Source organism: Scandinavium sp., assembly GCF_051650185.1.
Classification (GTDB): Bacteria; Pseudomonadota; Gammaproteobacteria; order Enterobacterales; family Enterobacteriaceae; genus Scandinavium.
On record NZ_JBOFIN010000057.1, the window covers coordinates 1 to 20977 of the forward strand.

Genomic DNA, 20977 nt, shown 5'->3' on the forward strand with positions numbered 1-20977 from the left:
ACCAGCCGCAGTGGTCGTCGTGCGTGTGGTGGTGGTCGTCGGCAATGCGCCGTAGGGTCCGGAACACACGATTCCAAAACCCCGCCGGCGCAAACCGGGCGGGGTTTTTCGTTTAAGCCTCCCCGGAAAGTCGGCCCAGAAGAAGAAGGACTGGAGCATGGCTACTTCGGGCACGCAGTCGTCACAAGCAACATCTCAGGCAAAGCGTTTTACTGGCGCACAGCTGATCGTTCACTTGCTGGAGCGTCAGGGCATCACCACCGTCACCGGCATCCCGGGCGGAACCGTATTACCGCTGTACGATGCGCTGAGCCAAAGCAAACAGATTCACCATGTGCTGGCTCGCCACGAACAGGGCGCGGGGTTTATTGCTCAGGGCATGGCGCGTACGCAGGGCAAACCGGCCGTTTGCATGGCCTGTAGCGGCCCTGGGGCGACCAACCTGGTCACCGCCATCGCAGACGCGCGCCTCGACTCCATTCCCCTGGTGTGCATCACCGGGCAGGTTCCGGCCTCAATGATCGGCACCGACGCGTTTCAGGAAGTGGACACCTACGGCATCTCTATCCCTATCACCAAACATAACTACTTAGTGCGCGATATAGCCGAGCTTCCGCAGGTGATAAGCGATGCGTTTCGCATTGCCCAGTCTGGCCGCCCAGGCCCGGTGTGGGTGGATATTCCGAAGGATGTTCAGACCGCAGAAATCGACATCGACGATCTGCCGATGCCGGGCTGCAAAGCGCCAGCGCCCGTGTTTAATCTGAGCGACGTACGCGAAGCGGCGGCGATGATTAACGCCGCCAAACGCCCGGTGCTTTATCTGGGCGGCGGGGTGATTAACGCGCCGGAGCAAATCCGCAAGCTGGCGGAAAAAGCCAACCTGCCGACCACCATGACGCTGATGGCGCTCGGCATGCTGCCCAAAGCACACCCGCTGTCGCTTGGCATGCTGGGAATGCACGGCGCGCGCAGCACCAATTTCATTCTTCAAGAATCTGATTTGCTGATTGTTTTAGGGGCGCGTTTTGATGACCGGGCGATTGGTAAAACTGAGCAGTTCTGCCCGAATGCCAAAATTATTCACGTGGATATCGACCGCGCAGAGCTTGGCAAAATCAAGCAGCCGCACGTGGCGATGCAGGCCGATGTGGGCGAAGTGCTCGACCAACTGATCCCGCTGATTGAAGCGCAGTCGCGCACCGAGTGGCGTCAGCTGGTGGCAGATTTGCAGCAGGAGTTCCCGTCAGCCATTCCGCAAGCGGGCGATCCGCTGACGCATTACGGGCTGATTAACGCCGTGGCGGCCTGCGTTGACGATGAAGCGATTGTGACCACCGACGTGGGTCAGCACCAGATGTGGACGGCGCAGGCCTACCCGTTAAACCGCCCTCGTCAGTGGCTGACCTCTGGCGGCCTCGGCACCATGGGCTTTGGCCTGCCTGCGGCCATTGGCGCAGCGCTGGCGAATCCTCACCGTAAAGTGCTGTGTTTCTCCGGCGATGGCAGCCTGATGATGAACATTCAGGAAATGGCGACGGCGGCAGAAAATCAGCTCGACGTGAAAATTATCCTGATGAACAACGAAGCGCTGGGCCTGGTGCATCAGCAGCAGAGCCTGTTCTACAAACAGGGCGTGTTTGCGGCGACCTACCCGGGAATGATTAACTTTATGCAGATTGCTCAGGGCTTTGGCCTGCAAACCTGCGACCTCAACGCAGCGGAAGACCCGCAGGCGGCGTTGCAGGAGATTATCTCTCGTCCGGGGCCGGCGCTGATCCATGTGCGTATCGATCCTGAACAAAAAGTCTGGCCAATGGTGCCGCCGGGCGCTGCAAATACTGAAATGGTGGGGGAATAAGCCATGCAAAACGCGATTCATGACAACGTGATTCTGGAACTCACCGTGCGTAACCACCCTGGCGTAATGACCCACGTCTGCGGCCTGTTTGCTCGCCGTGCGTTTAACGTGGAAGGCATTCTTTGTCTGCCGATCCAGAACAGCGATAAAAGCCGGATCTGGCTGCTGGTGAATAACGATCAGCGTCTGGAGCAGATGATCAGCCAAATCGACAAACTGGAAGACGTCACGCAGGTGGTCCGTCACCAAAGCGACCCGGGCGTGTTCAACAAGCTAGGACTCTTTTTTGAGTGATCCCTGCTGGCTGGTTTCCAGCAGCAGGTTGCGCAGCCACTGATGAGCAGGGTCCCGGTGGCTGCGTTCATGCCACGCCATACTTTTGGTAAAACCCGGAATCGGCAATGGCGGTGCGAGCAGGCAAAACCCGCTTGCGGCGCCAGCCAGCCGTTTCGGCACCACGCTTATCATATCGCTCACCGCTAAGACTTCCGGCACCACCAGAAAACTGCTGACGGACAGGCCGATGCGCCGTTCACGGCCCATTGTCGCCAGCGCATCGTCAGTGATCCCTCGGAAGCTGTCGCCCTGCCAGGACACCAGCACATGTTCCAGCGCGCAGAAGCGGTCGAGCGTCAACGGCGCACCCGCATCCGGGTGATCGGCTCGCAGCATGCAGACAAACTCTTCGTCATACAGCGCGCGTCCGTGTAACTCGCCAGGCGTGGAGTGCGGTGTCAGCAGCGCTACGTCGATGTCTCCACGTTCGGCCTGTGCGAACAGCTTTTCTGCTTCCACGGCAACGACGCGAATACGAATGCCCGGCGCGCGCAGCTTGAGAGCGGCTATAAACGGCACAATCACCGCTTTCAGGGCGTAATCGGTCGCAGCAATGGTCCAGGTCAGCGTCGCGGTTTGCGGATCGAAACGGGTCGGCTGCAACAGCATGTCGATATCTGCCAGCACCTGTTTAATGGGCGCGGCCAGCGTCTGAGCCCTGAGCGTAGGCACCATGCCGTGCGGTGCACGGATAAACAGAGGATCATCGAACGCATCGCGCAAACGCGTCAGCATACCGCTAACCGCAGGTTGGGTCAGGGACAGGCGAGTCGCCGCACGCGTCACGCTGCGTTCGTCCAGTAATGCATCCAGTGCGCGCAATAAGTTGAGATCGAGATTCCTGATATCAGCATTCATGATATATATCCGTTCCGGTGATAAATCACATTATGGCATGTCTGGCTGTCGACATAGCCCCGGATGTCTTTATGATGTCGGGGCGAAAGTAAGCTGAGAGGACGCATGATCTGGTTGATGTTAGCCACCCTGGCGGTGGTGTTTGTGGTGGGATTTCGGGTGCTGACCTCCAGTTCACGGCGGGCGATAAAACGCCTGAGTGAACGGTTGAGCGTAACGCCGATGCCGATAGAATCGATGATCGATCAGATGGGGAAAAAGCAGGGCGACGAGTTTCTGCACTATCTTGAACGCCCAAACGAAGCGCATTTGCAAAATGCCGCGCAGGTTTTGCTTATCTGGCAGGTGGCAGTGGTTGATGGCAGTGAAAGCAATCTGCTGTACTGGCATCGCCAGATGCAAAAAGCACGGCTGGCAGCTCCGGTGACCGACGCACAAATTCGTCTGGCGCTCAGTTTCTTACGTGAGATTGAGCCGGATATAAATGATTTAAACAGCTTCCAGCATCGTTATAACCAGCTGTTTATGCCGCAGGATGGCGTCACCTGGCTGCACTGATATCACCGTGAATGATGATCGTTATCAGCGATTGCCATTCGATTTATATCACTGCGACGTACACACTGCTCCTCGTTAACCTGTTCACTGACGAGGTGTGAAATGACTCAATCAACCATGCAAAGCGCTATTGTCTGGCCAGACGATTACCTGCCAGGCACCACCGACAACTTTGCCTCCAACGAAATCATTGTGGCCGGACTGACCGCGCAACAGGTCTGGGCGCAGCTCAACGACACGTCCCTGTGGCCGACTTACTACAGCAATGCCGAAGACATTCGTTTTCACGATGGCAGCGGCCCTGAGCTGAGTGCCAGTGCTCGCTTTCGCTTTACGACATTTGGCTTCCCGGTCGAAGCGCAGGTGACCGAATACGTGCCACCGCAGCCGGGGCGGGCCGCACGCGTGGCCTGGCATGGCTGGGTGGAGGGCGACGAGCAGTCGCGTCTGGATGTGATCCACGCGTGGCTGTTTGAAGACCTGCCCGGCGGCCGGGTGCGGATTTTGACGCAGGAGTCGCAGAAAGGGATCCCGGCGCAGCAACTGGCGGCAACCACGCCAAACCTGATGATTAACGGGCACCAGGCGTGGATTGATGGGCTGGTTTCTGCTGCTTTTGGGGCCAGAGCGTAAGATTTCCCCTCTCCCCGGCCCTCTCCCACAGGGAGAGGGAGAAACCGAGGGCGGCTCCATTCCAGTTCCCTCTCCCCTTGGGAGAGGGTTAGGGAGAGGGGTTATCCGGGATAGTTGCCAAAACGTTAAATGCGTCACAAATAAAATGTTACACTGCGCAACTTTCCCCCAAACAGCGCAGGTTCCCATGAGCGAATGCACAGCCAAATTATCCCCTGACGACACCCTCACGCGGCCTAACTGGTCTGCGGTATTTGCTGTCGCGTTCTGCGTAGCCTGCCTGATTACCGTGGAATTTCTGCCGGTCAGCCTGCTGACGCCAATGGCGCAGGAACTCGGCATTACTGAAGGGGTTGCCGGGCAGTCCGTCACCACTACGGCGTTTGTGGCGATGTTTGCCAGCCTGTTTGTGACGCATGTGATTGGCCGCACCGACCGGCGTCTGATCGTCATCCTGTTTGCCGTGCTGCTTACCGCGTCTTGCCTGCTGGTGTCCTTTGCTTCGAGCTTCAGCCTTTTGCTTTTAGGCCGCGCCTGCCTTGGTCTTGCGCTCGGGGGATTCTGGGCGATGTCGGCTTCGCTGACCATGCGTCTGGTGCCCGCTCGCGTGGTGCCAAAGGCGCTCTCCGTTATCTTTGGGGCGGTGTCGATAGCGCTGGTGATTGCCGCGCCGCTCGGCAGTTTCCTCGGCGGAATTATTGGCTGGCGTAATGTCTTCAATGGCGCAGCGTTGATGGGCCTGCTTTGCGTGGTTTGGGTCTGGAAAGCGTTGCCGTCGTTGCCGGGTGAAGCCGGGCAGAAAGCCAACATGTTTGGCTTACTGAAACGACCTGGCGTATTGGCGGGAATGACGGCTATTTTCATGGCCTTCGCCGGGCAGTTCGCTTTCTTCACCTATATTCGCCCGGTGTTCATGACACTGGCGGGCTTTGATGTAGACGGCCTGACGCTGGTGCTGCTGAGTTTTGGTATCGCCAGTTTTATTGGCACCTCGCTTTCAGCGCCGATCCTCAAACATTCGGTCAAACTGGCGCTGGCGTGCGCGCCGCTGATTCTTGCAGTCAGTGCGGCGGTGCTGGTGCTGTGGGGCAGTGAGAAAATGGTGGCGGCAACGGTGGCGGTTATCTGGGGCTTTGCCTTTGCGCTGGTGCCGGTCGGCTGGTCAACGTGGATAACCCGTTCGCTCTCCGATCAGGCGGAAAAAGCCGGGTCGATTCAGGTGGCGGTGATTCAGTTAGCCAATACCTGTGGTGCCGCCGTGGGTGGTTTCGCGCTGGACCACTTTGGCTTGCTGTCGCCACTGATGCTTTCCGGCACGCTGATGCTCCTCACCGCGCTGCTGGTGGCGACAAAAGTCCGTATGAAATAACCTGGCCCGGATTACATATCCGGGCACTGGATTTGCCCGATGGCGTCCCAGTAGTTTTTCTGGTTGTTGCGCTCCAGCGCAATGGTGGCGTCCCGGACGTGCAGCTTGTTCTCTTCATTGGCGAGAATTTTGTTGCCGAAATCGGTATCGCTCATGTTTTTGCTGGGCGTGCAGGTTTTCTTCACGTCCTTCATGACCTGCTGTTTCTGTGCTTCAAACTGCAGGCCCTTCAGAGGGGTGCTCGCAAATGCGGCCGGAACGGTCATGCAGGCCAGCAGGCAAAGCAGGGGAGCTGTTTTCATGGGGGTTCTCTTATGTGGCGACATCATCCATTAACTCTATATGCAGGCCGCCTGATGCGCAAATGCGGCCAGGATAATTTATTTCTAAATCAGTGCATTAGAAAAATAATCGTGCAAAGGCATGATTGACAGCGTTCGCCATTAACTGAGCCGCGCGTGGCGGCGCGAGTCGAGCGAAATCAGCACTACTGACGACAGGATCAGCAGCGTGCCTAACCAGTCAGGCAGGGCAAAGCTCACGCCCAGTAATAGCACCGAAAGCAGGGCGCTGCTGAGCGGTTCCGCACAGCTTAAAATACTGGCTTTCGGGCCACCAATCATCTGCGCGCCTTTCAGGTACAGGCTGAAGGTCAGCGACGTGCCGATCACCACCAGATAGAAAAACGCCAGCAGCAGGCTGCCGTTAATCACAAAGCTCATCCCTTCCCCGGCATAAAACGGCAGCAGGAACGCGCCGCCGAGCAGCATGCTCCAGCCGACAATGGGCAGCGTGCCGTAACGCGCAATCAGCTGCGAGGGATAAGTCGTGTAGAACGCAGCGGCAAAGGCCGAGGCGATGCCCCAGAACAACGCTGAAGGCGAGACAGACAGCGAGGTAGGATTACCGTGCGTCACCAGCAAAAAAGTGCCAATCAGCGAGGTAAAAATAGCGGCGAACACCAGACCGCCAGGGCGGGATTTTCGCACTATCGCAAACCACGCCACGATGATGGTCGGCGATAAGAACTGCAACACTGTCGCTGTGGCGGCGTTCGATTTTTCGATGGTCATCAGGAAGGTGAGCTGAACCGTCAGCGCGCCCACCACGGAAAACAGCAGCAGGCTCAGGGCGTCTTTACGGTCTTTCAGAATGCGGAAGATGTTATCGCCATGCACGAAGCCGAGCATCAGCAAAATCAGGCCCGCGAAAATCAGGCGTACCATCGTCAAAAACTGCGACGACATCTGGCTCTGCTCCATGATGTACTGCGCGCAAACGCCTGAACTGCCCCACAAGACGGCGGCGATCAGTACGTTCAGCATCCCTTTGTGTGTGGCTCCCATCTCATCCTCAACAACCTGATTTGTGTGAGTGGAGAGAATAACACAGCCGATTGCCGGGCTCTCATTGGCAGTGATATAACCAGAGGCAATAACGACAAGGAGACCGGCGATGAAAATAGAAGTGAAAGAGCAGATTACCCCTGAAGATCAGGAAGAACTCCTCGATGGCCTGCGCGCCTTTAATCGCCAGTTTATTGATATCAGCGACTGGCACAGCCTCGGCGTCTACGCCCGAGACGAAAACGGCAACATGCTCGGCGGGCTGATTGGCAAACGCAAGGGCGACTGGCTGTGCATTGATTTTCTGTGGGTGAGCGAAGAAACGCGCGGCACTGGCCTTGGCAGCGAGCTTATTCGCACCGCCGAAGCCCGGATTCTGGAATGGGGCTGCCGCCATATGCTGGTCGATACCGCCAGTTTCCAGGCGCTGCCGTTTTATCAAAAATGTGGCTTTACGCTGCACAACAGCATTCAGGATTTCCCGTATCAGGGCATGCAGCGCCACTACCTGACCAAATCCCTCTGACCGCCAATCCCCTGGCCCATGAGCGCCAGCGCATGGCGCACGATGGTGTCGGGGGAGAGGTTTTTCATGCGTTCATCGGTACGCAGCCGGGAAAACGGCACCAGCACCAGGCTTATCAGCGTGGTGATCAGCAGCTCGGGCGACAGCTCTGCGTTGAGTTTTCCGCGCTCCTGCCAGCCCTTTATGGTGGTCAGCATCTGTTGATGTTTATCATCGCCGAAACGGGCGTGCATATGCTGGCGCAGGATCGGCATCTCACCAATCATCTCCTGCATCCACAGCGGCGCAAACCACGCGTTCTGTTCTGCTAATTCCGCCAGCACTTTCACCATCAGCGTGAGCGAGGTTATCGGGTCGCCAGGATGCTCGCTAAACACCAGGCTGATGCGGTTGCGCAGCGGCATAAAGCGTTCTTCCAGCAGCTGTTCCACAAGCGCTTCGCGTGAGGTGAAGTAGTAATGCAGCATCGCGGGCGTCACGCCGGCTTCTTTGGCGATCGCATTCAGCGAAACGCGGGCAATGCCCTGGCGAGCAAACAGCATCAACGCGATGTCCATTAGCTGTTCGCGGTTATCGGCCCCGGCTTTCTTGCCGCGCGGGCGGCCAGGGCGGCGTGGTTTCTCAGACTGTTCTTTGTCTTTCTGTGCGGGCATCGGATAGCTAACTCTTGACCTGAATGATAAGCTACACAAATATTAATTGTGTAGTTAATTAATTTCAAGTGAGCCCTGTTATGGAGTCGAAAACAATGACTCAACCCCAGCATGTTCCGGCAACGGGCGTGAAATCTGTTCGTCTGTTGTTCAGTGCGCTGCTGCTGGTGATGCTGCTGTCGGCACTGGATCAGACGATTGTCTCGACCGCGCTGCCGACTATCGTCGGTGAACTCGGCGGCCTCGATAAGCTGTCGTGGGTCGTTACCGCGTACATTCTGACATCCACCATCGTGGTGCCGCTGTACGGGAAATTCGGTGATCTGTTTGGCCGTAAGCGCGTGCTGCAAATCGCCATCGTTCTGTTTCTGGCAGGCTCCGCGCTGTGCGGCCTGGCGCAGAACATGACGCAGCTGGTCATCATGCGTGCCCTGCAAGGCCTCGGCGGTGGCGGCCTGATGGTTATCAGCATGGCGGCGGTGGCGGATGTGATCCCGCCTGCCGACCGTGGGCGTTATCAGGGATTGTTTGGCGGTGTGTTTGGTCTGGCGACGGTGATTGGCCCGCTGATCGGCGGGTTTATTGTGCAACACACCTCCTGGCGCTGGATCTTCTACATCAACCTGCCGTTGGGTCTGTTTGCTTTGCTGGTGATTGGTGCGGTGTTCCACAGCAGCAACAAACGCAGTGAACATCAGATTGACTGGCTGGGCGCGCTGTATCTCAGCATGGCGCTGCTGTGCATCACGCTGTTCACCACCGAAGGCGGCACGGTGCGCGAATGGAGCGACCCGCAGCTGTGGTGCATTCTGGCGTTTGGTCTGGTGGGTATCGCCGGGTTTATCTATGAAGAACGTCTGGCGTTTGAACCGATTATCCCGCTGTCGCTGTTCCGTGACCGTAGCTTCCTGCTGTGCAGCCTGATCGGTTTTATTATCGGAATGTCGCTGTTTGGCTCTGTAACCTTCCTGCCGCTGTATTTGCAGGTGGTGAAAGATGCCACGCCAACCCAGGCCGGTTTGCAGCTGATCCCGCTGATGGGCGGCCTGCTGGTGACCTCGATCATCAGCGGGCGCATCATCAGCCGCACCGGCAAATATCGCCTGTTCCCGATCCTCGGCACGCTGCTGGGCTTCTGCGGAATGCTCCTGCTGACGCGCATCACCATTGATTCGCCGACCTGGCACCTGTATTTGTTTACCGGCGTGCTGGGGATGGGGCTTGGCCTGGTGATGCAGGTGCTGGTGCTGGCGGTGCAAAACTCCGTCGCGCCGAATCTGTATGGTGTGGCGACGTCAGGTGTCACGTTGTTCCGCTCGATTGGCGGATCGATTGGTGTGGCATTGTTCGGTGCCGTGTTCACCCACGTGCTGCAGGCGAACCTCACGAAGCTGTTGCCAGAAGGCGCAGAAATGCCACGCGGCATGAACCCGGTGGCGGTGCATCATCTGCCGGACGCGCTGCGCGTGGATTACCTCGACGCCTTCGGGGCCGCCATTCACGCAGCCTTTATGATGGCGGCCTGCATCATGGTGCTGGCGTTTGTCCTGTCGTGGTTCCTGCGGGAATCACCGCTGAAAAAATCACATCACTAACCGCAGACCGGGAAGCGCAAACTTCCCGGTTTCGTTTTTATCCCGTTGTGCCAGGATGAGGGGACTGACCTGACCGGAGAGCCACCATGACTGACCAACGCCCGCCCTTGCCCCCGTTTACCCTTGAAACAGCGAGACAAAAGGTTCGCGCCGCAGAAGACGGCTGGAACAGCCGCAATCCCGAGAAAGTGTCTCTGGCCTACACGCCTGACAGCAGCTGGCGCAACCGCAGCGAGTTTGTCGACGGGCGCGAGCAGATTGTGGCCTTCCTGCAACGCAAGTGGCACAAGGAGCTGGAGTATCGGCTGATCAAAGAGCTGTGGGCGTTTACCGACAACCGCATCGCCGTACGCTTCGCCTATGAGTGGCACGACGACAGCGGGAACTGGTATCGCTCGTACGGCAACGAAAACTGGGAGTTCGATGAGAATGGCCTGATGAGCAAACGTTATGCCTGCATCAACGACGTGCCGATCACCGAATACGAACGCCTGTTCCACTGGCCGCAGGGGCGACGCCCTGACGATCATCCCGGCCTCAGCGCCTTAGGGTTGTAATTCACCTGGTGGGGGATTTTCCCCCACTTACTGACTGCACTCTGCGAAAAATCTCGCCTACAGTGTGACCCGACATCCCATAAAACAAAACGATGAAAGGTACGTTTATGCGCAAGATGAACACTCAACTCTGTCTGCTGGCTTTATGTCTGGGCTTCACGCTACAGGCCAGCGCCGCCAATGACTGCGGCGTGCCTCAGTTGACGACCTGCCCGGCTCCGGCGGACACCCAACTTCCTGATGTGAAAGACATGCTGACCTGGAACCAGCAGCAGCGTGTGGTGGGATTTCGTAATGACTACCGCTCCTATCCTGGCGATGTTTTTAAAGCAGCCAATCCTCAGCCGATCCCGGTTGAGACGCGTTCGTTAAAAGAGGCCACCTATGACTATCAGGGCCACAGCTATCATTTGCAGGACTACCTCAAACGCAATGACGTCACCGGCATGATGGTGATTAAAGACGGCAAAGTGGCGTATCAGTATTACAGCCACGGCAACACGCCAACCACATTGTGGACGTCGCGTTCTGTCGGCAAATCGGTGGTGTCCACGCTGGTGGGCGTGGCGGTGAAAGAGGGTAAAATCGCTTCTCTGGACGATGAGATCGTCAAATACAACCCGGATGTGAAAGGCACTGCGTGGGAACACGTTACCGTGCGGCAGTTGATGCAGCACACCTCCGGCGTGACCTGGAATGAAGACTACACCAACCCGCAGTCTGACTTTGCCAGATTGACCCAGTGCGAAGCGAACAAGGGCACTTACGACTGCGTAAACGCGCTGGTGAAAGACCCCAAACGTACCGCCTATGCCAAACCGGGCGCGGCCTGGTCTTACTCTTCCGGTGGCGCATGGCTGCTCGGCGACACGCTGGAAAAAGCCACCGGCAAATCCCTGGCGCAGAACCTGCAGGAAAAAATCTGGCAGCCGTACGGCATGGTGCATGACGGCGTATGGCACAGCTATCAGCCCGGCAAGCATGACGTTGGCGCACACGGTTTCAACGCTACGCTTGAAGACTGGGGGAAATTCGGCCTGTTTATCATGAACAACGGCGTATTGCCGGACGGCACGAAAATGCTGCCGGACAACTGGGTAAAAGACGCCAGAACCTGGAACACGGCGGAGAAATCCGTTTCTGCCGCGCACCCGGACGGCATGTACGGCTACCAGTGGTGGAACAACAGCGTGCCGGTGAACGCCAAAGAGGTCAGCCCGAAAGAAGGCTTATCCAGCCAGGAAACGATGTGGGCGCTGGGCATTTTTGGCCAGGTGATTGTGGTCAATCCGCAGCAAAAACTGGTGATCGTGCAGTGGTCGACATGGCCGAAAGCGGAGCCGTCATTCAGCGCGCAGCCGCTCGAGGCGTCGCTGATGTTTAATGCGATTGCGAATGCGCTGGCGAAGTCGTAACCCTTCTCGCCCGGCGGCGCGTTGCTTGCCGGGCCTACTAAACCCATCCCGTACGTCCGCTTTGTAGGCCCGGTAAGGCGTAGCCGCCACCGGGCATTATTTCCGCTTTATCATCTTTTCTTCTTATCCATTCCTTTTCGTTTTTATCCACGCTCACGCAAAGCCGTTATAGTCATTTTTCATCAGGAACACCTTGTTTAACGGAATGTTTTAAAAGGAACGCCAGCGTGAAATTATCTTTTACCTCACTGAGTGCAATCGTCCTGGCAGGCTTGCTGCTGACAGGGTGCGACCAGAAAAGCGACAGCACAAAACACATTAAAGTGGGCGTCATTAATGGCGCGGAACAGGACGTTGCCGAAGTCGCCAAAAAGGTGGCAAAAGAGAAATTCGGCCTGGACGTGGAGCTGGTGGGGTTTAGCGGCTCGCTGCTGCCAAACGATGCCACCAACGCCGGAGAGCTGGATGCCAACGTGTTTCAGCATCGCCCGTTCCTGGAACAGGACAACAAAGCGCATAACTACCATCTGGTGGCAGTCGGCAACACGTTCGTCTTCCCGATGGCGGGGTATTCACGCAAGATTAAATCCGTTTCCGAACTGAAAGACGGCGCCACCGTCGCCATCCCTAACGACCCGACTAACCTTGGCCGTGCGCTGCTACTGCTGCAAAAAGAGAAACTGATTACCCTGAAACCAGGCAAAGGCCTGCTGCCGACCTCGCTCGATATCAGCGACAACCCGCGCAAGCTAAACATCATGGAAATGGAAGGCGCGCAGCTGCCGCGCGTGCTGGACGATCCGAAAGTGGATGTCGCCATCATCAGCACCACCTATATTCAACAAATGGGCCTGTCGCCGGTGCATGACAGCGTGTTTATCGAAGATAAAAACTCGCCTTACGTGAATATCATCGTGACCCGCGAAGACAACAAAGATGCGGAGAACGTGAAGGAATTTATCCAGTCGTATCAGTCACCGGAGGTGGCGAAAGCGGCAGAAAAAATCTTTAACGGCGGGGCGGTGCCCGGCTGGGAATGAGTGAGTCACCTGTAGCGAAAAGGGCCAGCGGGATGCTGGCCCGAATTTTTTGTACAGCGGCATGCTTCGTTTCGATTATTTCGTTTGTTGTGTGTTTCGTTTATTTCGATTAATCTGTCATCAACGGCAGTGAACAGGGATAACAAGCATGACCACAAAAATAGCGATTACCCTTCCAGACAGTAAAGAGAGCGAACTGGCTCTGCGTGGGCAGCAAGCGCTTGAAGCCTGGCTTTCAACCCGACAGGGATCACAGCGCATTACTCTGATGGGCGAAAACGAGGAAAGCCATACCCTAGAGCTACCAACCAGCGCGATGCAAATGCTTGCCGAAATTCTTCGTGAACTGGCGGCGGGGAATGCCGTTCAGGTGGTTCCAGTGCATGCAGAACTCACCACCCAGGAAGCTGCAAATATTCTGAACGTCTCCCGCCCGCATCTGGTGAAATTGCTGGAAGCAGGCCGCATTTCTTTTCATAAAATCGGCCGTCACCGGAGAATTCTGTTCTCAGACTTGATGGCGTACAAAAATAAGCGCGAACATGAAAGCCTCGACATCATGCAAGCGCTGACCGATGAGGCGCAGGACTTAGGGATGTATTAAATGGAATATTCGCCGTATCCGGTGGTGCTGGATGCCTGCGTGCTCTATCCCGCCCGGTTGCGGGATTTGTTAATGCATTTGGGGATCGTCGGCCTTTATCAGCCAAAATGGAGTGAGTGTATTCAGGATGAGTGGTGTCGGAATTTATTGTTGAACCGTCAGGACATCAAGGCTGAATCTCTGGCAAGGACGCGCCTGCTGATGAACATGGCATTACCGGATGCCAACGTCACCGGTTATGAATCGCTGATGGAGGGTTTAACGCTTCCTGATGCGGACGACAGGCATGTTCTTGCCGCTGTGCTGAGGTCCAACGCTGAAGCGATAGTTACGCTTAATCACAAAGACTTTCCGGCGGATTCCCTTAAATCATTCAATATCGAAGCCCTGCATCCTGATGAATTTATCGTCGACTTCTTTGATCTCAATCCATTGCTGGCGCTCGAAGCCGTGCGGAGACAACGAACGTCGCTACGTCATCCTCCAATGACAGCCAGCGAATTTCTGGAGATGTTATCCGCACAGGGTCTGGCCCAGACAGTTCAGGTACTTAAAGAAAGCCGTTTTGCTTTTTGATACAGCCCATATCTACGAACACATATAGTTATAAGGCCCCTGAGGACAAGGACGCAGGTAAGTCTGAATGCGGTCTTGCTTAAACGTATACATCCCGCCCGAGAACGGATCGACAATCAGCCAGCCCGGCACGCCAAAGAAAATGATATTGCCGAAGGTGTACCAGTGGCTAAAGCGGGTGCTGAGTGGAATGATCGACGAGTTATAGCCTTCGTGCGCCAGCGTCAGCGTGTAATTGATTTTGCCGAAATAGCTGCCGTCCGCTTTCTTCAGCGTGACATATTGCGGCGTGGTGCCTGTCGCCTTGATTTGCCCGTTGCTGTCGGCAATGACAAAAGTGGCGTGCTCCGGCACGCTGTCGATGAATACCCGCTCTTCATTATTGCCCACAATCGTGGCGCAGCCTGCCAGCAGCAGGGGAAACAGTAATACGAGTAACTTTTTCATGCGGCGCTCCATCGGTTAATACGATCCAGAGCGACACAGGGCGTGAAAAACTTAAACCGAAAAGTGCGGCGATACGAGATTTCTGACTCGATCGCCGCAGGAAGCGAAAAAGATTAGCGGAGCGCGGACAAGGATTCCTGAATTTCTGCCAGCGCTTTTTTCGCCTCACGCAGTTCCTCAATCAGCCCTTTCTCTTTCGGGCTATCCGCCACCAGAACGATGCACCCGTCCATCACTTTGGCCGCAATATGATGTCCTATAGTAAACCCGGCCTCATTCATCCACTTGCCACAAATCACCAGGTTCGGGGTAGTGCGATCTTTACTTCGTGGACGATATCCCACAATGAACCGACGCGAGGTTCCGATCACAGAACGGTCTGAGGTAGAATGCTTTCCAGCCATAATCAACTCCTTGATAGTTGGTGCGGTTAGATGCCTGAGCGTGTTCGCGCACTATCAGGCATCGACAGTAAACAGATTTCATGTGGTAGGTACCACATGAACATAACCTAGCCTAAGTGGTACCTACCATGCAAGAAAAAAAGAAAGCCGAATTCGACCGAAAAAAGAGCACCATGAAGAACATCCGCTTCGAAGATGAGCTTTTAGAACAGATTGAGAAAGCAGCTGGAAAAGGGAATTTCAGTAAGTGGGTGAAAGAGGCTTGTCAGTTGAGGTTGGGCCTAAGAAGTCATTGATAGATATTAACTATTAATTGTGGTTTTGTTGTTAATGTATTGTTTATCAGCAGATTAACTTTTTTTCTCACACGCTTCGTAACTTGACATTTCAAATGTAGGTTGACTAAACAAACTTAGTTGCATAGAGTAGTGGTGTCTCATCTACCACGTGTAGAAAGAGCGTACGAACCCGGTGTATAGAAATGTACATCGGGTTCAGCTTTTTTTAGCTGCTTGGGATCTGTTTCGGCTATTGATTAACTGACGTCTCTTACCGCTGCGATTTACAACATAAGCAGTTTTCAATAACCAGTAATCCCTGCGGGCTGCCAACACGACCACGTAGTTTTCAGCTTCATGCCAGATTACTATTTCACTATTACTGCCTTTCCTCTCTTCCCAGCACGATAAGTGTTCACTTTCGTGATGCTGAATCATGAAGGATATCCATCTAATTCTTGCACAGCGTTCGAGATCTGGGGTCCTTTCTTCTTCTTTCTCACCTACTGACGTTAAATGCCAAAATCCAAACTCTTTACCATCATATTCAGGTGTATAACGCGGTTGAACGGGGAGGCCCCGGAAACGAATGCCTATGTTGAGAAAAGATATTTGGAATTCATGGTAAACTTTATTGATATATGAATTCCAAACTCCATTAAATTCCAGTAACTCAGGCATTTCAAGCATCAGCGTGACTCCCACACGAAGACATTGAACTTTCTTTCAGTCGGAAGTGTGCTTCTTAGCAAATCTCTATTTGTGTAAAAACGTATCCTTTCAATTAGTTTTATTTTTCCTTCATTAGAGATTAAACCTCGATGAAGGTATCCTAATGCACCAATAAACAGGTCAGCTAATTGTAACTGTTGCACCTCATGAGATCTGATATGTTGGATTCTTTCTATCGATTCGCGATTAAAATCATATCCCGCATTATGTAATACTTCACGTAATTTTTCGATCTTTTCGATACCAAGAGTATCTTTTATATCGAAGTAAATACGATATAAACTCTGGTTCTCAATGATGTTTTTTAATACATAAAAACATATTTTATAATAAAATGTATTATGATCTTGATGGAACCTGTCATGATCTAGTTTACTTTTATTTGGGACGACAACAGCTCTAAAGCGTAATGCTTGGTTTGCAAAAAAGTAATCTATTATTTCTAAATAGAAATCTGTTTTTGATCTTGATACTTTAGTCCACTTAATTTCAAAGTTTTCATTTAAGTTATGTTTTACTTTGATGGCCCTAATATCTCTTGCGATTTTTTTAGTAATTGAGTCAGGACACCACACAGCCCCGATTACCATAACTTCATGATGATCATTTAACAGGTGGCACGATTCATCACAGAAAACATTAAATATTTTAGTGTTCAAGGCTACATTCTCCTATCAAAACTTAGATAATTTTCCTCGAATTTAAAGAGAAGTGCAACGATTCGGTGAGTTCAAATTTGAAACTGCCCGGTTATGGTAAGGTTGTTAGAATGCTAAATAAGGAAACAGAGATAATGATAGGGACTAAATTTTGGCGGAAAGTCACAGGAGTCGAACCTGCCCGGGGCCGCTGGCGGTCCCAACTGGAGTTGAAGTCCAGCCGCCTCACCGGAGACGACGACCTTCCGCGCCTCGATTGCTACATGGAGGCGGGGCGCATTATAGCTACTTTCAGTCAGTTACCCCACTCTTTGCTGTAATTATTTCTCCTGATTGTGTAGCAAAGCATCACTGCTGACATAAACCCTCACAAAATCCGCAAGTTACATTTTTACACATTCTTCTCCTGAACGGCGATCACAGAAAGCAAGAAACATAACCCGCTAACGAGATATCGGAATTCCATCGGCAGAACCAATAGATTACAAACATGTAACCGGTTACCGATGTTTGATGACGTTGTGAAGGACAGAAAAATGAGCCATGAAGTGTTGTCCGTGAAGGAGAAGATTGGCTACGGCATGGGAGATGCCGCCAGCCATATCATTTTTGATAACGTCATGTTGTACATGATGTTTTTTTATACCGATATCTTTGGTATTCCCGCTGGGTTTGTCGGCACCATGTTCCTGTTGGCCCGCGCGCTGGATGCCATTTCCGACCCATGCATGGGCTTACTGGCCGATCGCACTCGCAGCCGCTGGGGTAAGTTCCGTCCGTGGATTTTGTTTGGCGCTATCCCGTTTGGCCTGGTGTGCGTGCTGGCCTACAGCTCGCCGGACCTCAGCCACAACGGGAAACTGATTTACGCGGCGGTGACGTATACCCTGCTCACGCTGCTCTACACCGTGGTGAATATTCCTTATTGCGCGCTGGGCGGGGTGATCACCGATGACCCAGCCCAGCGCATCTCCCTGCAATCCTGGCGCTTCGTGCTGGCGACGGCGGGCGGCATGCTCTCCACCGTGCTGATGATGCCGCTGGTAAACCTGATTGGCGGCGACGACAAAGCGTTTGGCTTCCAGGGCGGGATTGCGGTGCTGTCGGTGGTCGCTTTCCTGATGCTGGCGTTCTGCTTCTTCACCACCAAAGAGCGCATACAGGTGCCACCGAGCAGCTCTTCCATGCGTGAAGATCTGCGTGATATCTTGCAGAACGACCAGTGGCGCATCGTCGGCCTGTTGACCATTCTCAACATCCTCGCGGTGTGCGTGCGCGGCGGCGCGATGATGTATTACACCACCTGGATCATGGGCTCCGCCGGGCTGTTCACCGCATTCCTTTGCACTTACTGCGTCGGCAACCTGATTGGCTCCGCGCTGGCGAAACCGCTCACCGACTGGAAATGCAAGGTCAGCGTGTTCTGGTGGACCAACGCCGCGCTGACGGTGCTGAGCGTGGCAATGTTCTTCGTGCCGATTCAGGCCAACATCGTGATGTTCGGCTTCATCTTCGTGATTGGCGTGCTGCACCAGCTGGTGACGCCGATTCAGTGGGTGATGATGTCCGATACCGTCGACTACGGCGAATGGTGCAACGGCAAACGCCTGACCGGCATCAGCTTCGCGGGCACGCTGTTCGTGCTGAAGCTTGGCCTGGCGCTGGGTGGCGCAATGATCGGCTGGATGCTCGCGGCGGGCGGTTACGATGCCGGGGCGAAAACCCAGAACGCCGACACTCTCAACATCATTATCGCTCTGTTTACCCTGGTCCCGGCGGCTTGCTACCTGTTGAGCGCCGTGATCGCCAAACGTTACTACACGCTGAAAACCCCCATGCTGAGAAAAATCATGGCGGATATCGCGCAGGGCGCGCGCCGCAATCAGCAGGAGTTTGAAAAGGCTCCGGTCAGCAAAGAATTCGCGAACTAAGAGGAAAAAGGCATGAAAATCAGTGATGGAAACTGGCTTATTCAACCTGGACTGAATCTTATCCACCCGTTGCAGGTGTTCGACGTCGAGCAGCAGGGCAACGAAATGGTGGTCTACGCCGCGCCGCGCGATGTGCGCGAGCGTACCTGGCAGCTGGATACCCCGCTGTTTACGCTGCGCTTTTTCTCGCCGCAGGAAGGAGTGATCGGCGTTCGCATTGAGCATTTCCAGGGGGTGATGAATAACGGCCCACATTATCCGCTCAACGTGCTGAAAGACGTGAAAGTGGAGATGCAGAACACTGCTGAGTTTGCGGAGCTGAAAAGCGGCAACCTGAGCGTGCGCGTTGGCAAAGGTGAATTCTGGTCGCTCGATTTCCTGCGTAACGGCGTGCGCATCACCGGCAGCCAGGTAAAAAATAACGGCTATGTGCAGGATGCGAATACCGATCGCAACTACATGTTCGAACGTCTGGATTTGGGCGTGGGCGAAACGGTGTATGGCCTCGGCGAGCGCTTTACCGCGCTGGTGCGCAACGGTCAGACGGTGGAAACCTGGAACCGCGATGGCGGCACCAGCACTGAGCAATCCTACAAAAACATCCCGTTCTATATCACCAACCGTGGCTACGGCGTGCTGGTGAATCACCCGGAAAACGTGTCGTTTGAAATCGGCTCCGAGAAAGTGTCGAAAGTGCAGTTCAGCGTCGAGGGCGAATACCTCGAGTATTTCGTGATCGATGGCCCGACGCCGAAAGACGTGCTGAACCGCTATACGCAGTTCACCGGACGTCCTGCGCTACCTCCGGCGTGGTCGTTTGGCCTGTGGCTCACCACCTCGTTTACCACCAACTACGACGAAGCGACGGTGAACAGCTTTATCGACGGCATGGCTGAGCGCAACCTGCCGCTGCACGTCTTCCATTTTGACTGCTTCTGGATGAAGGCCTTCCAGTGGTGCGACTTCGAATGGGACCCGGTGACGTTCCCTGATCCGGAAGGGATGATCCGCCGTCTGAAGGCCAAAGGGCTGAAAGTCTGCGTGTGGATCAACCCGTACATCGGGCAGAAATCTCCGGTATTCAAAGAGCTGAAAGAGAAAGGCTATTTGCTGAAACGCCCGGACGGTTCGGTGTGGCAGTGGGATAAATGGCAGCCGGGGCTGGCGATTTATGACTTCACCAACCCGGACGCGTGCAAATGGTACGCCGACAAGCTGAAAGGCCTGGTGGATATCGGCGTGGACTGCTTCAAAACCGACTTCGGCGAGCGCATCCCGACGGATGTCGTCTGGCACGACGGCTCCGATCCGCAGAAAATGCACAACCATTACGCGTTCATCTATAACGAGCTGGTGTGGAACGTGCTGAAAGAAACGGTGGGTGAGCAGGAAGCGGTGCTGTTTGCCCGTTCGGCCTCCGTGGGCGCGCAACAGTTCCCGGTGCACTGGGGCGGCGACTGCTACGCCAACTACGAATCGATGGCGGAAAGCCTGCGCGGCGGTCTGTCGATTGGCATGTCCGGCTTTGGCTTCTGGAGCCACGATATCGGCGGCTTCGAAAATACTGCCCCGGCGCATGTCTATAAACGCTGGGCTGCGTTTGGGCTGTTATCCAGCCACAGCCGCCTGCACGGCAGCAAATCCTACCGTGTGCCGTGGGCGTACGATGATGAGTCCTGCGACGTGGTGCGTCACTTTACCGAGCTGAAATGCCGGATGATGCCGTACCTCTATCGCCAGGCGGCCATCGCGCATGAGACAGGCACGCCGATGCTGCGCTCGATGATGCTGGAATTCCCGGAAGATCCGACGTGCGATTACCTCGACCGTCAGTACATGCTTGGGGATTCAATCCTGGTTGCGCCGGTGTTCTCCGAAACGGGCGATGTGCAGGTTTACCTGCCGGAAGGCCGCTGGACGCATCTGTGGCATAACGACGAGGCGCAAGGGAGCCGCTGGCACAAACAGCAGCATGACGCGCTGAGCCTGCCAGTGTACGTGCGAGACAACACGCTGCTGGCGCTGGGGAACAATACGCAGAAGCCAGACTACGCCTGGCATGAAGGCACGGCGTTCCAGTTGTTCCATCTGGAAGACGGGCGCGAGGCCGTGTGCCAGGTTCCGGCAGCGGACGGTTCAACTGCCTTTACGCTGAACGCGAAACGCCAGGGCAACACCATCACCGTGAAAGGCAGTGGAGATGCAAGCAAATGGACGCTCTGCCTGCGCAACGTGCAGCAGGTTGCTGGCGTGCAGGGCGGCTCACAGTCTGGCAGCGAGTGGGGCATGGTGGTTGCCGCCCAGGGGAGTGAAATGGTGATTACGCTTTAACGGTGGCTGTGCCCGGTGGCGCTGGGGTATGAACCGGAAACATGGGTAACACTTTAGACCGGATACATGGGTAACAGTTATAACTGGCATAGAAGAGGAGACTCGCTATGCCCTGGACTGAGACCCAACCTATGCAACGCCTTGAATTTATCCGTGCCTGCCATGTTGGCACGGACTCCTTTTCAGCCCTTTGCCGTCTCTTCGGCATCAGCCGCAAAACCGGCTATAAGTGGCTTCAGCGCTTCAATCCTTCTGACCCTTCCTCTCT

The 20977-nt window shown here is 54.9% G+C and carries 25 protein-coding genes and 1 tRNA gene; 17 read left to right on the plus strand and 9 right to left on the minus strand.

Features of this window, described 5'->3' with window-relative positions; translation table 11 throughout:
- The 3 genes from ivbL to ilvN form a co-directional block, all read left to right on the plus strand.
- The coding region (gene ivbL / locus ACRCWW_RS06755; protein ID WP_369605531.1) for an ilvB operon leader peptide IvbL at nucleotides 1–55 on the plus strand (55 nt) is incomplete at its 5' end.
- A 102-nt stretch (nucleotides 56–157) separates the two neighbouring features.
- Nucleotides 158–1861, plus strand: coding sequence for an acetolactate synthase large subunit (ilvB, locus tag ACRCWW_RS06760; protein WP_438681718.1), 1704 nt, complete (start codon nucleotides 158–160; stop codon nucleotides 1859–1861).
- Nucleotides 1862–1864: 3 nt separating this feature from the next.
- Entirely contained in the window at nucleotides 1865–2155 is a 291-nt protein-coding gene (gene ilvN, locus ACRCWW_RS06765) for an acetolactate synthase small subunit (RefSeq protein ID WP_154161090.1), read from the plus strand.
- On the opposite strand, the gene ACRCWW_RS06770 is transcribed toward ilvN, so the two are convergent.
- Nucleotides 2135–3055 carry a LysR family transcriptional regulator gene (locus tag ACRCWW_RS06770; RefSeq protein ID WP_438681719.1) on the minus strand — a complete coding sequence of 307 codons (921 nt, stop codon included), beginning with the start codon at nucleotides 3053–3055 and terminating at the stop codon, nucleotides 2135–2137. The two genes, ilvN and ACRCWW_RS06770, sit on opposite strands and share 21 nt — an antisense overlap.
- A 105-nt stretch (nucleotides 3056–3160) precedes the next feature.
- Here ACRCWW_RS06770 and ACRCWW_RS06775 point away from each other — a divergent pair, with 105 nt between their 5' ends.
- From ACRCWW_RS06775 to nepI, 3 genes are all read left to right on the plus strand, one after another.
- Nucleotides 3161–3613, plus strand: a complete 453-nt coding sequence (locus ACRCWW_RS06775) for a DUF1198 family protein (protein ID WP_438681720.1) — start codon at nucleotides 3161–3163, stop codon at nucleotides 3611–3613.
- Between the two features lie 102 nt (nucleotides 3614–3715).
- Nucleotides 3716–4246, plus strand: a complete 531-nt coding sequence (locus tag ACRCWW_RS06780; RefSeq protein WP_438681721.1) for an SRPBCC domain-containing protein — start codon at nucleotides 3716–3718, stop codon at nucleotides 4244–4246.
- A 187-nt stretch (nucleotides 4247–4433) separates the two neighbouring features.
- Nucleotides 4434–5615, plus strand: a complete 1182-nt coding sequence (nepI, locus tag ACRCWW_RS06785) for a purine ribonucleoside efflux pump NepI (RefSeq protein ID WP_438681722.1) — start codon at nucleotides 4434–4436, stop codon at nucleotides 5613–5615.
- A gap of 11 nt (nucleotides 5616–5626) precedes the next feature.
- Here nepI and ACRCWW_RS06790 read toward each other — a convergent pair whose 3' ends face one another.
- Together ACRCWW_RS06790 and ACRCWW_RS06795 are read right to left on the minus strand one after the other, a co-directional pair.
- A complete protein-coding gene (locus ACRCWW_RS06790; protein WP_438681723.1) occupies nucleotides 5627–5917 on the minus strand; it encodes a YicS family protein in 291 nt (96 codons plus the stop codon).
- Between the two features lie 141 nt (nucleotides 5918–6058).
- On the minus strand, nucleotides 6059–6961 hold the full coding sequence (locus ACRCWW_RS06795) for an EamA family transporter (protein ID WP_438681724.1): 903 nt from the start codon (nucleotides 6959–6961) through the stop codon (nucleotides 6059–6061).
- Between the two features lie 109 nt (nucleotides 6962–7070).
- Here ACRCWW_RS06795 and ACRCWW_RS06800 point away from each other — a divergent pair, with 109 nt between their 5' ends.
- Nucleotides 7071–7487: a GNAT family N-acetyltransferase gene (locus tag ACRCWW_RS06800; protein WP_438681725.1), complete on the plus strand. Its 417-nt coding sequence runs from the start codon at nucleotides 7071–7073 to the stop codon at nucleotides 7485–7487.
- Here ACRCWW_RS06800 and ACRCWW_RS06805 read toward each other — a convergent pair.
- Entirely contained in the window at nucleotides 7466–8140 is a 675-nt protein-coding gene (locus ACRCWW_RS06805; protein ID WP_438681726.1) for a TetR/AcrR family transcriptional regulator, read from the minus strand. The genes ACRCWW_RS06800 and ACRCWW_RS06805 overlap by 22 nt on opposite strands.
- An 80-nt stretch (nucleotides 8141–8220) precedes the next feature.
- On the opposite strand from ACRCWW_RS06805, the gene ACRCWW_RS06810 reads away from it, so the two are divergent.
- From ACRCWW_RS06810 to ACRCWW_RS06835, 6 genes are all read left to right on the plus strand, one after another.
- Nucleotides 8221–9735 carry an MDR family MFS transporter gene (locus tag ACRCWW_RS06810; protein WP_438681727.1) on the plus strand — a complete coding sequence of 505 codons (1515 nt, stop codon included), beginning with the start codon at nucleotides 8221–8223 and terminating at the stop codon, nucleotides 9733–9735.
- Between the two features lie 86 nt (nucleotides 9736–9821).
- Nucleotides 9822–10292: a DUF1348 family protein gene (locus ACRCWW_RS06815; RefSeq protein WP_438681728.1), complete on the plus strand. Its 471-nt coding sequence runs from the start codon at nucleotides 9822–9824 to the stop codon at nucleotides 10290–10292.
- Nucleotides 10293–10399: 107 nt separating this feature from the next.
- Entirely contained in the window at nucleotides 10400–11707 is a 1308-nt protein-coding gene (locus ACRCWW_RS06820) for a serine hydrolase domain-containing protein (RefSeq protein ID WP_438681729.1), read from the plus strand.
- Between the two features lie 227 nt (nucleotides 11708–11934).
- Nucleotides 11935–12747: a lipoprotein NlpA gene (nlpA, locus tag ACRCWW_RS06825; protein WP_438681730.1), complete on the plus strand. Its 813-nt coding sequence runs from the start codon at nucleotides 11935–11937 to the stop codon at nucleotides 12745–12747.
- 148 nt (nucleotides 12748–12895) lie between these two features.
- Entirely contained in the window at nucleotides 12896–13351 is a 456-nt protein-coding gene (locus tag ACRCWW_RS06830) for a helix-turn-helix domain-containing protein (RefSeq protein ID WP_438681731.1), read from the plus strand.
- On the plus strand, nucleotides 13352–13927 hold the full coding sequence (locus ACRCWW_RS06835; protein WP_438681732.1) for a PIN domain-containing protein: 576 nt from the start codon (nucleotides 13352–13354) through the stop codon (nucleotides 13925–13927).
- Nucleotides 13928–13939: 12 nt separating this feature from the next.
- Here ACRCWW_RS06835 and ACRCWW_RS06840 read toward each other — a convergent pair whose 3' ends face one another.
- Nucleotides 13940–14374: a hypothetical protein gene (locus tag ACRCWW_RS06840; RefSeq protein ID WP_438681733.1), complete on the minus strand. Its 435-nt coding sequence runs from the start codon at nucleotides 14372–14374 to the stop codon at nucleotides 13940–13942.
- A 113-nt stretch (nucleotides 14375–14487) separates the two neighbouring features.
- Nucleotides 14488–14778: a SymE family type I addiction module toxin gene (locus ACRCWW_RS06845; protein ID WP_438681734.1), complete on the minus strand. Its 291-nt coding sequence runs from the start codon at nucleotides 14776–14778 to the stop codon at nucleotides 14488–14490.
- Between the two features lie 128 nt (nucleotides 14779–14906).
- On the opposite strand from ACRCWW_RS06845, the gene ACRCWW_RS06850 reads away from it, so the two are divergent.
- Entirely contained in the window at nucleotides 14907–15074 is a 168-nt protein-coding gene (locus ACRCWW_RS06850) for a YlcI/YnfO family protein (RefSeq protein WP_438681735.1), read from the plus strand.
- Between the two features lie 198 nt (nucleotides 15075–15272).
- On the opposite strand, the gene ACRCWW_RS06855 is transcribed toward ACRCWW_RS06850, so the two are convergent.
- The 3 genes from ACRCWW_RS06855 to ACRCWW_RS06865 form a co-directional block, all read right to left on the minus strand.
- A complete protein-coding gene (locus ACRCWW_RS06855) occupies nucleotides 15273–15746 on the minus strand; it encodes an oxidoreductase (RefSeq protein WP_438681736.1) in 474 nt (157 codons plus the stop codon).
- Nucleotides 15746–16447 carry a DUF3800 domain-containing protein gene (locus ACRCWW_RS06860; RefSeq protein ID WP_438681737.1) on the minus strand — a complete coding sequence of 234 codons (702 nt, stop codon included), beginning with the start codon at nucleotides 16445–16447 and terminating at the stop codon, nucleotides 15746–15748. Before ACRCWW_RS06860 ends, ACRCWW_RS06855 begins: the two co-directional genes overlap by 1 nt.
- Nucleotides 16448–16599: 152 nt before the next feature.
- Nucleotides 16600–16694, minus strand: a tRNA-Sec gene (locus ACRCWW_RS06865).
- 289 nt (nucleotides 16695–16983) lie between these two features.
- Here ACRCWW_RS06865 and ACRCWW_RS06870 point away from each other — a divergent pair.
- From ACRCWW_RS06870 to ACRCWW_RS06880, 3 genes are all read left to right on the plus strand, one after another.
- Nucleotides 16984–18378 carry a glycoside-pentoside-hexuronide family transporter gene (locus ACRCWW_RS06870; RefSeq protein ID WP_438681738.1) on the plus strand — a complete coding sequence of 465 codons (1395 nt, stop codon included), beginning with the start codon at nucleotides 16984–16986 and terminating at the stop codon, nucleotides 18376–18378.
- 12 nt (nucleotides 18379–18390) lie between these two features.
- Nucleotides 18391–20709: an alpha-xylosidase gene (yicI, locus tag ACRCWW_RS06875; protein ID WP_438681739.1), complete on the plus strand. Its 2319-nt coding sequence runs from the start codon at nucleotides 18391–18393 to the stop codon at nucleotides 20707–20709.
- A gap of 131 nt (nucleotides 20710–20840) precedes the next feature.
- Nucleotides 20841–20977, plus strand: a 137-nt coding sequence (locus ACRCWW_RS06880) for a helix-turn-helix domain-containing protein (RefSeq protein ID WP_438681740.1), incomplete at its 3' end; no start/stop codon positions are given.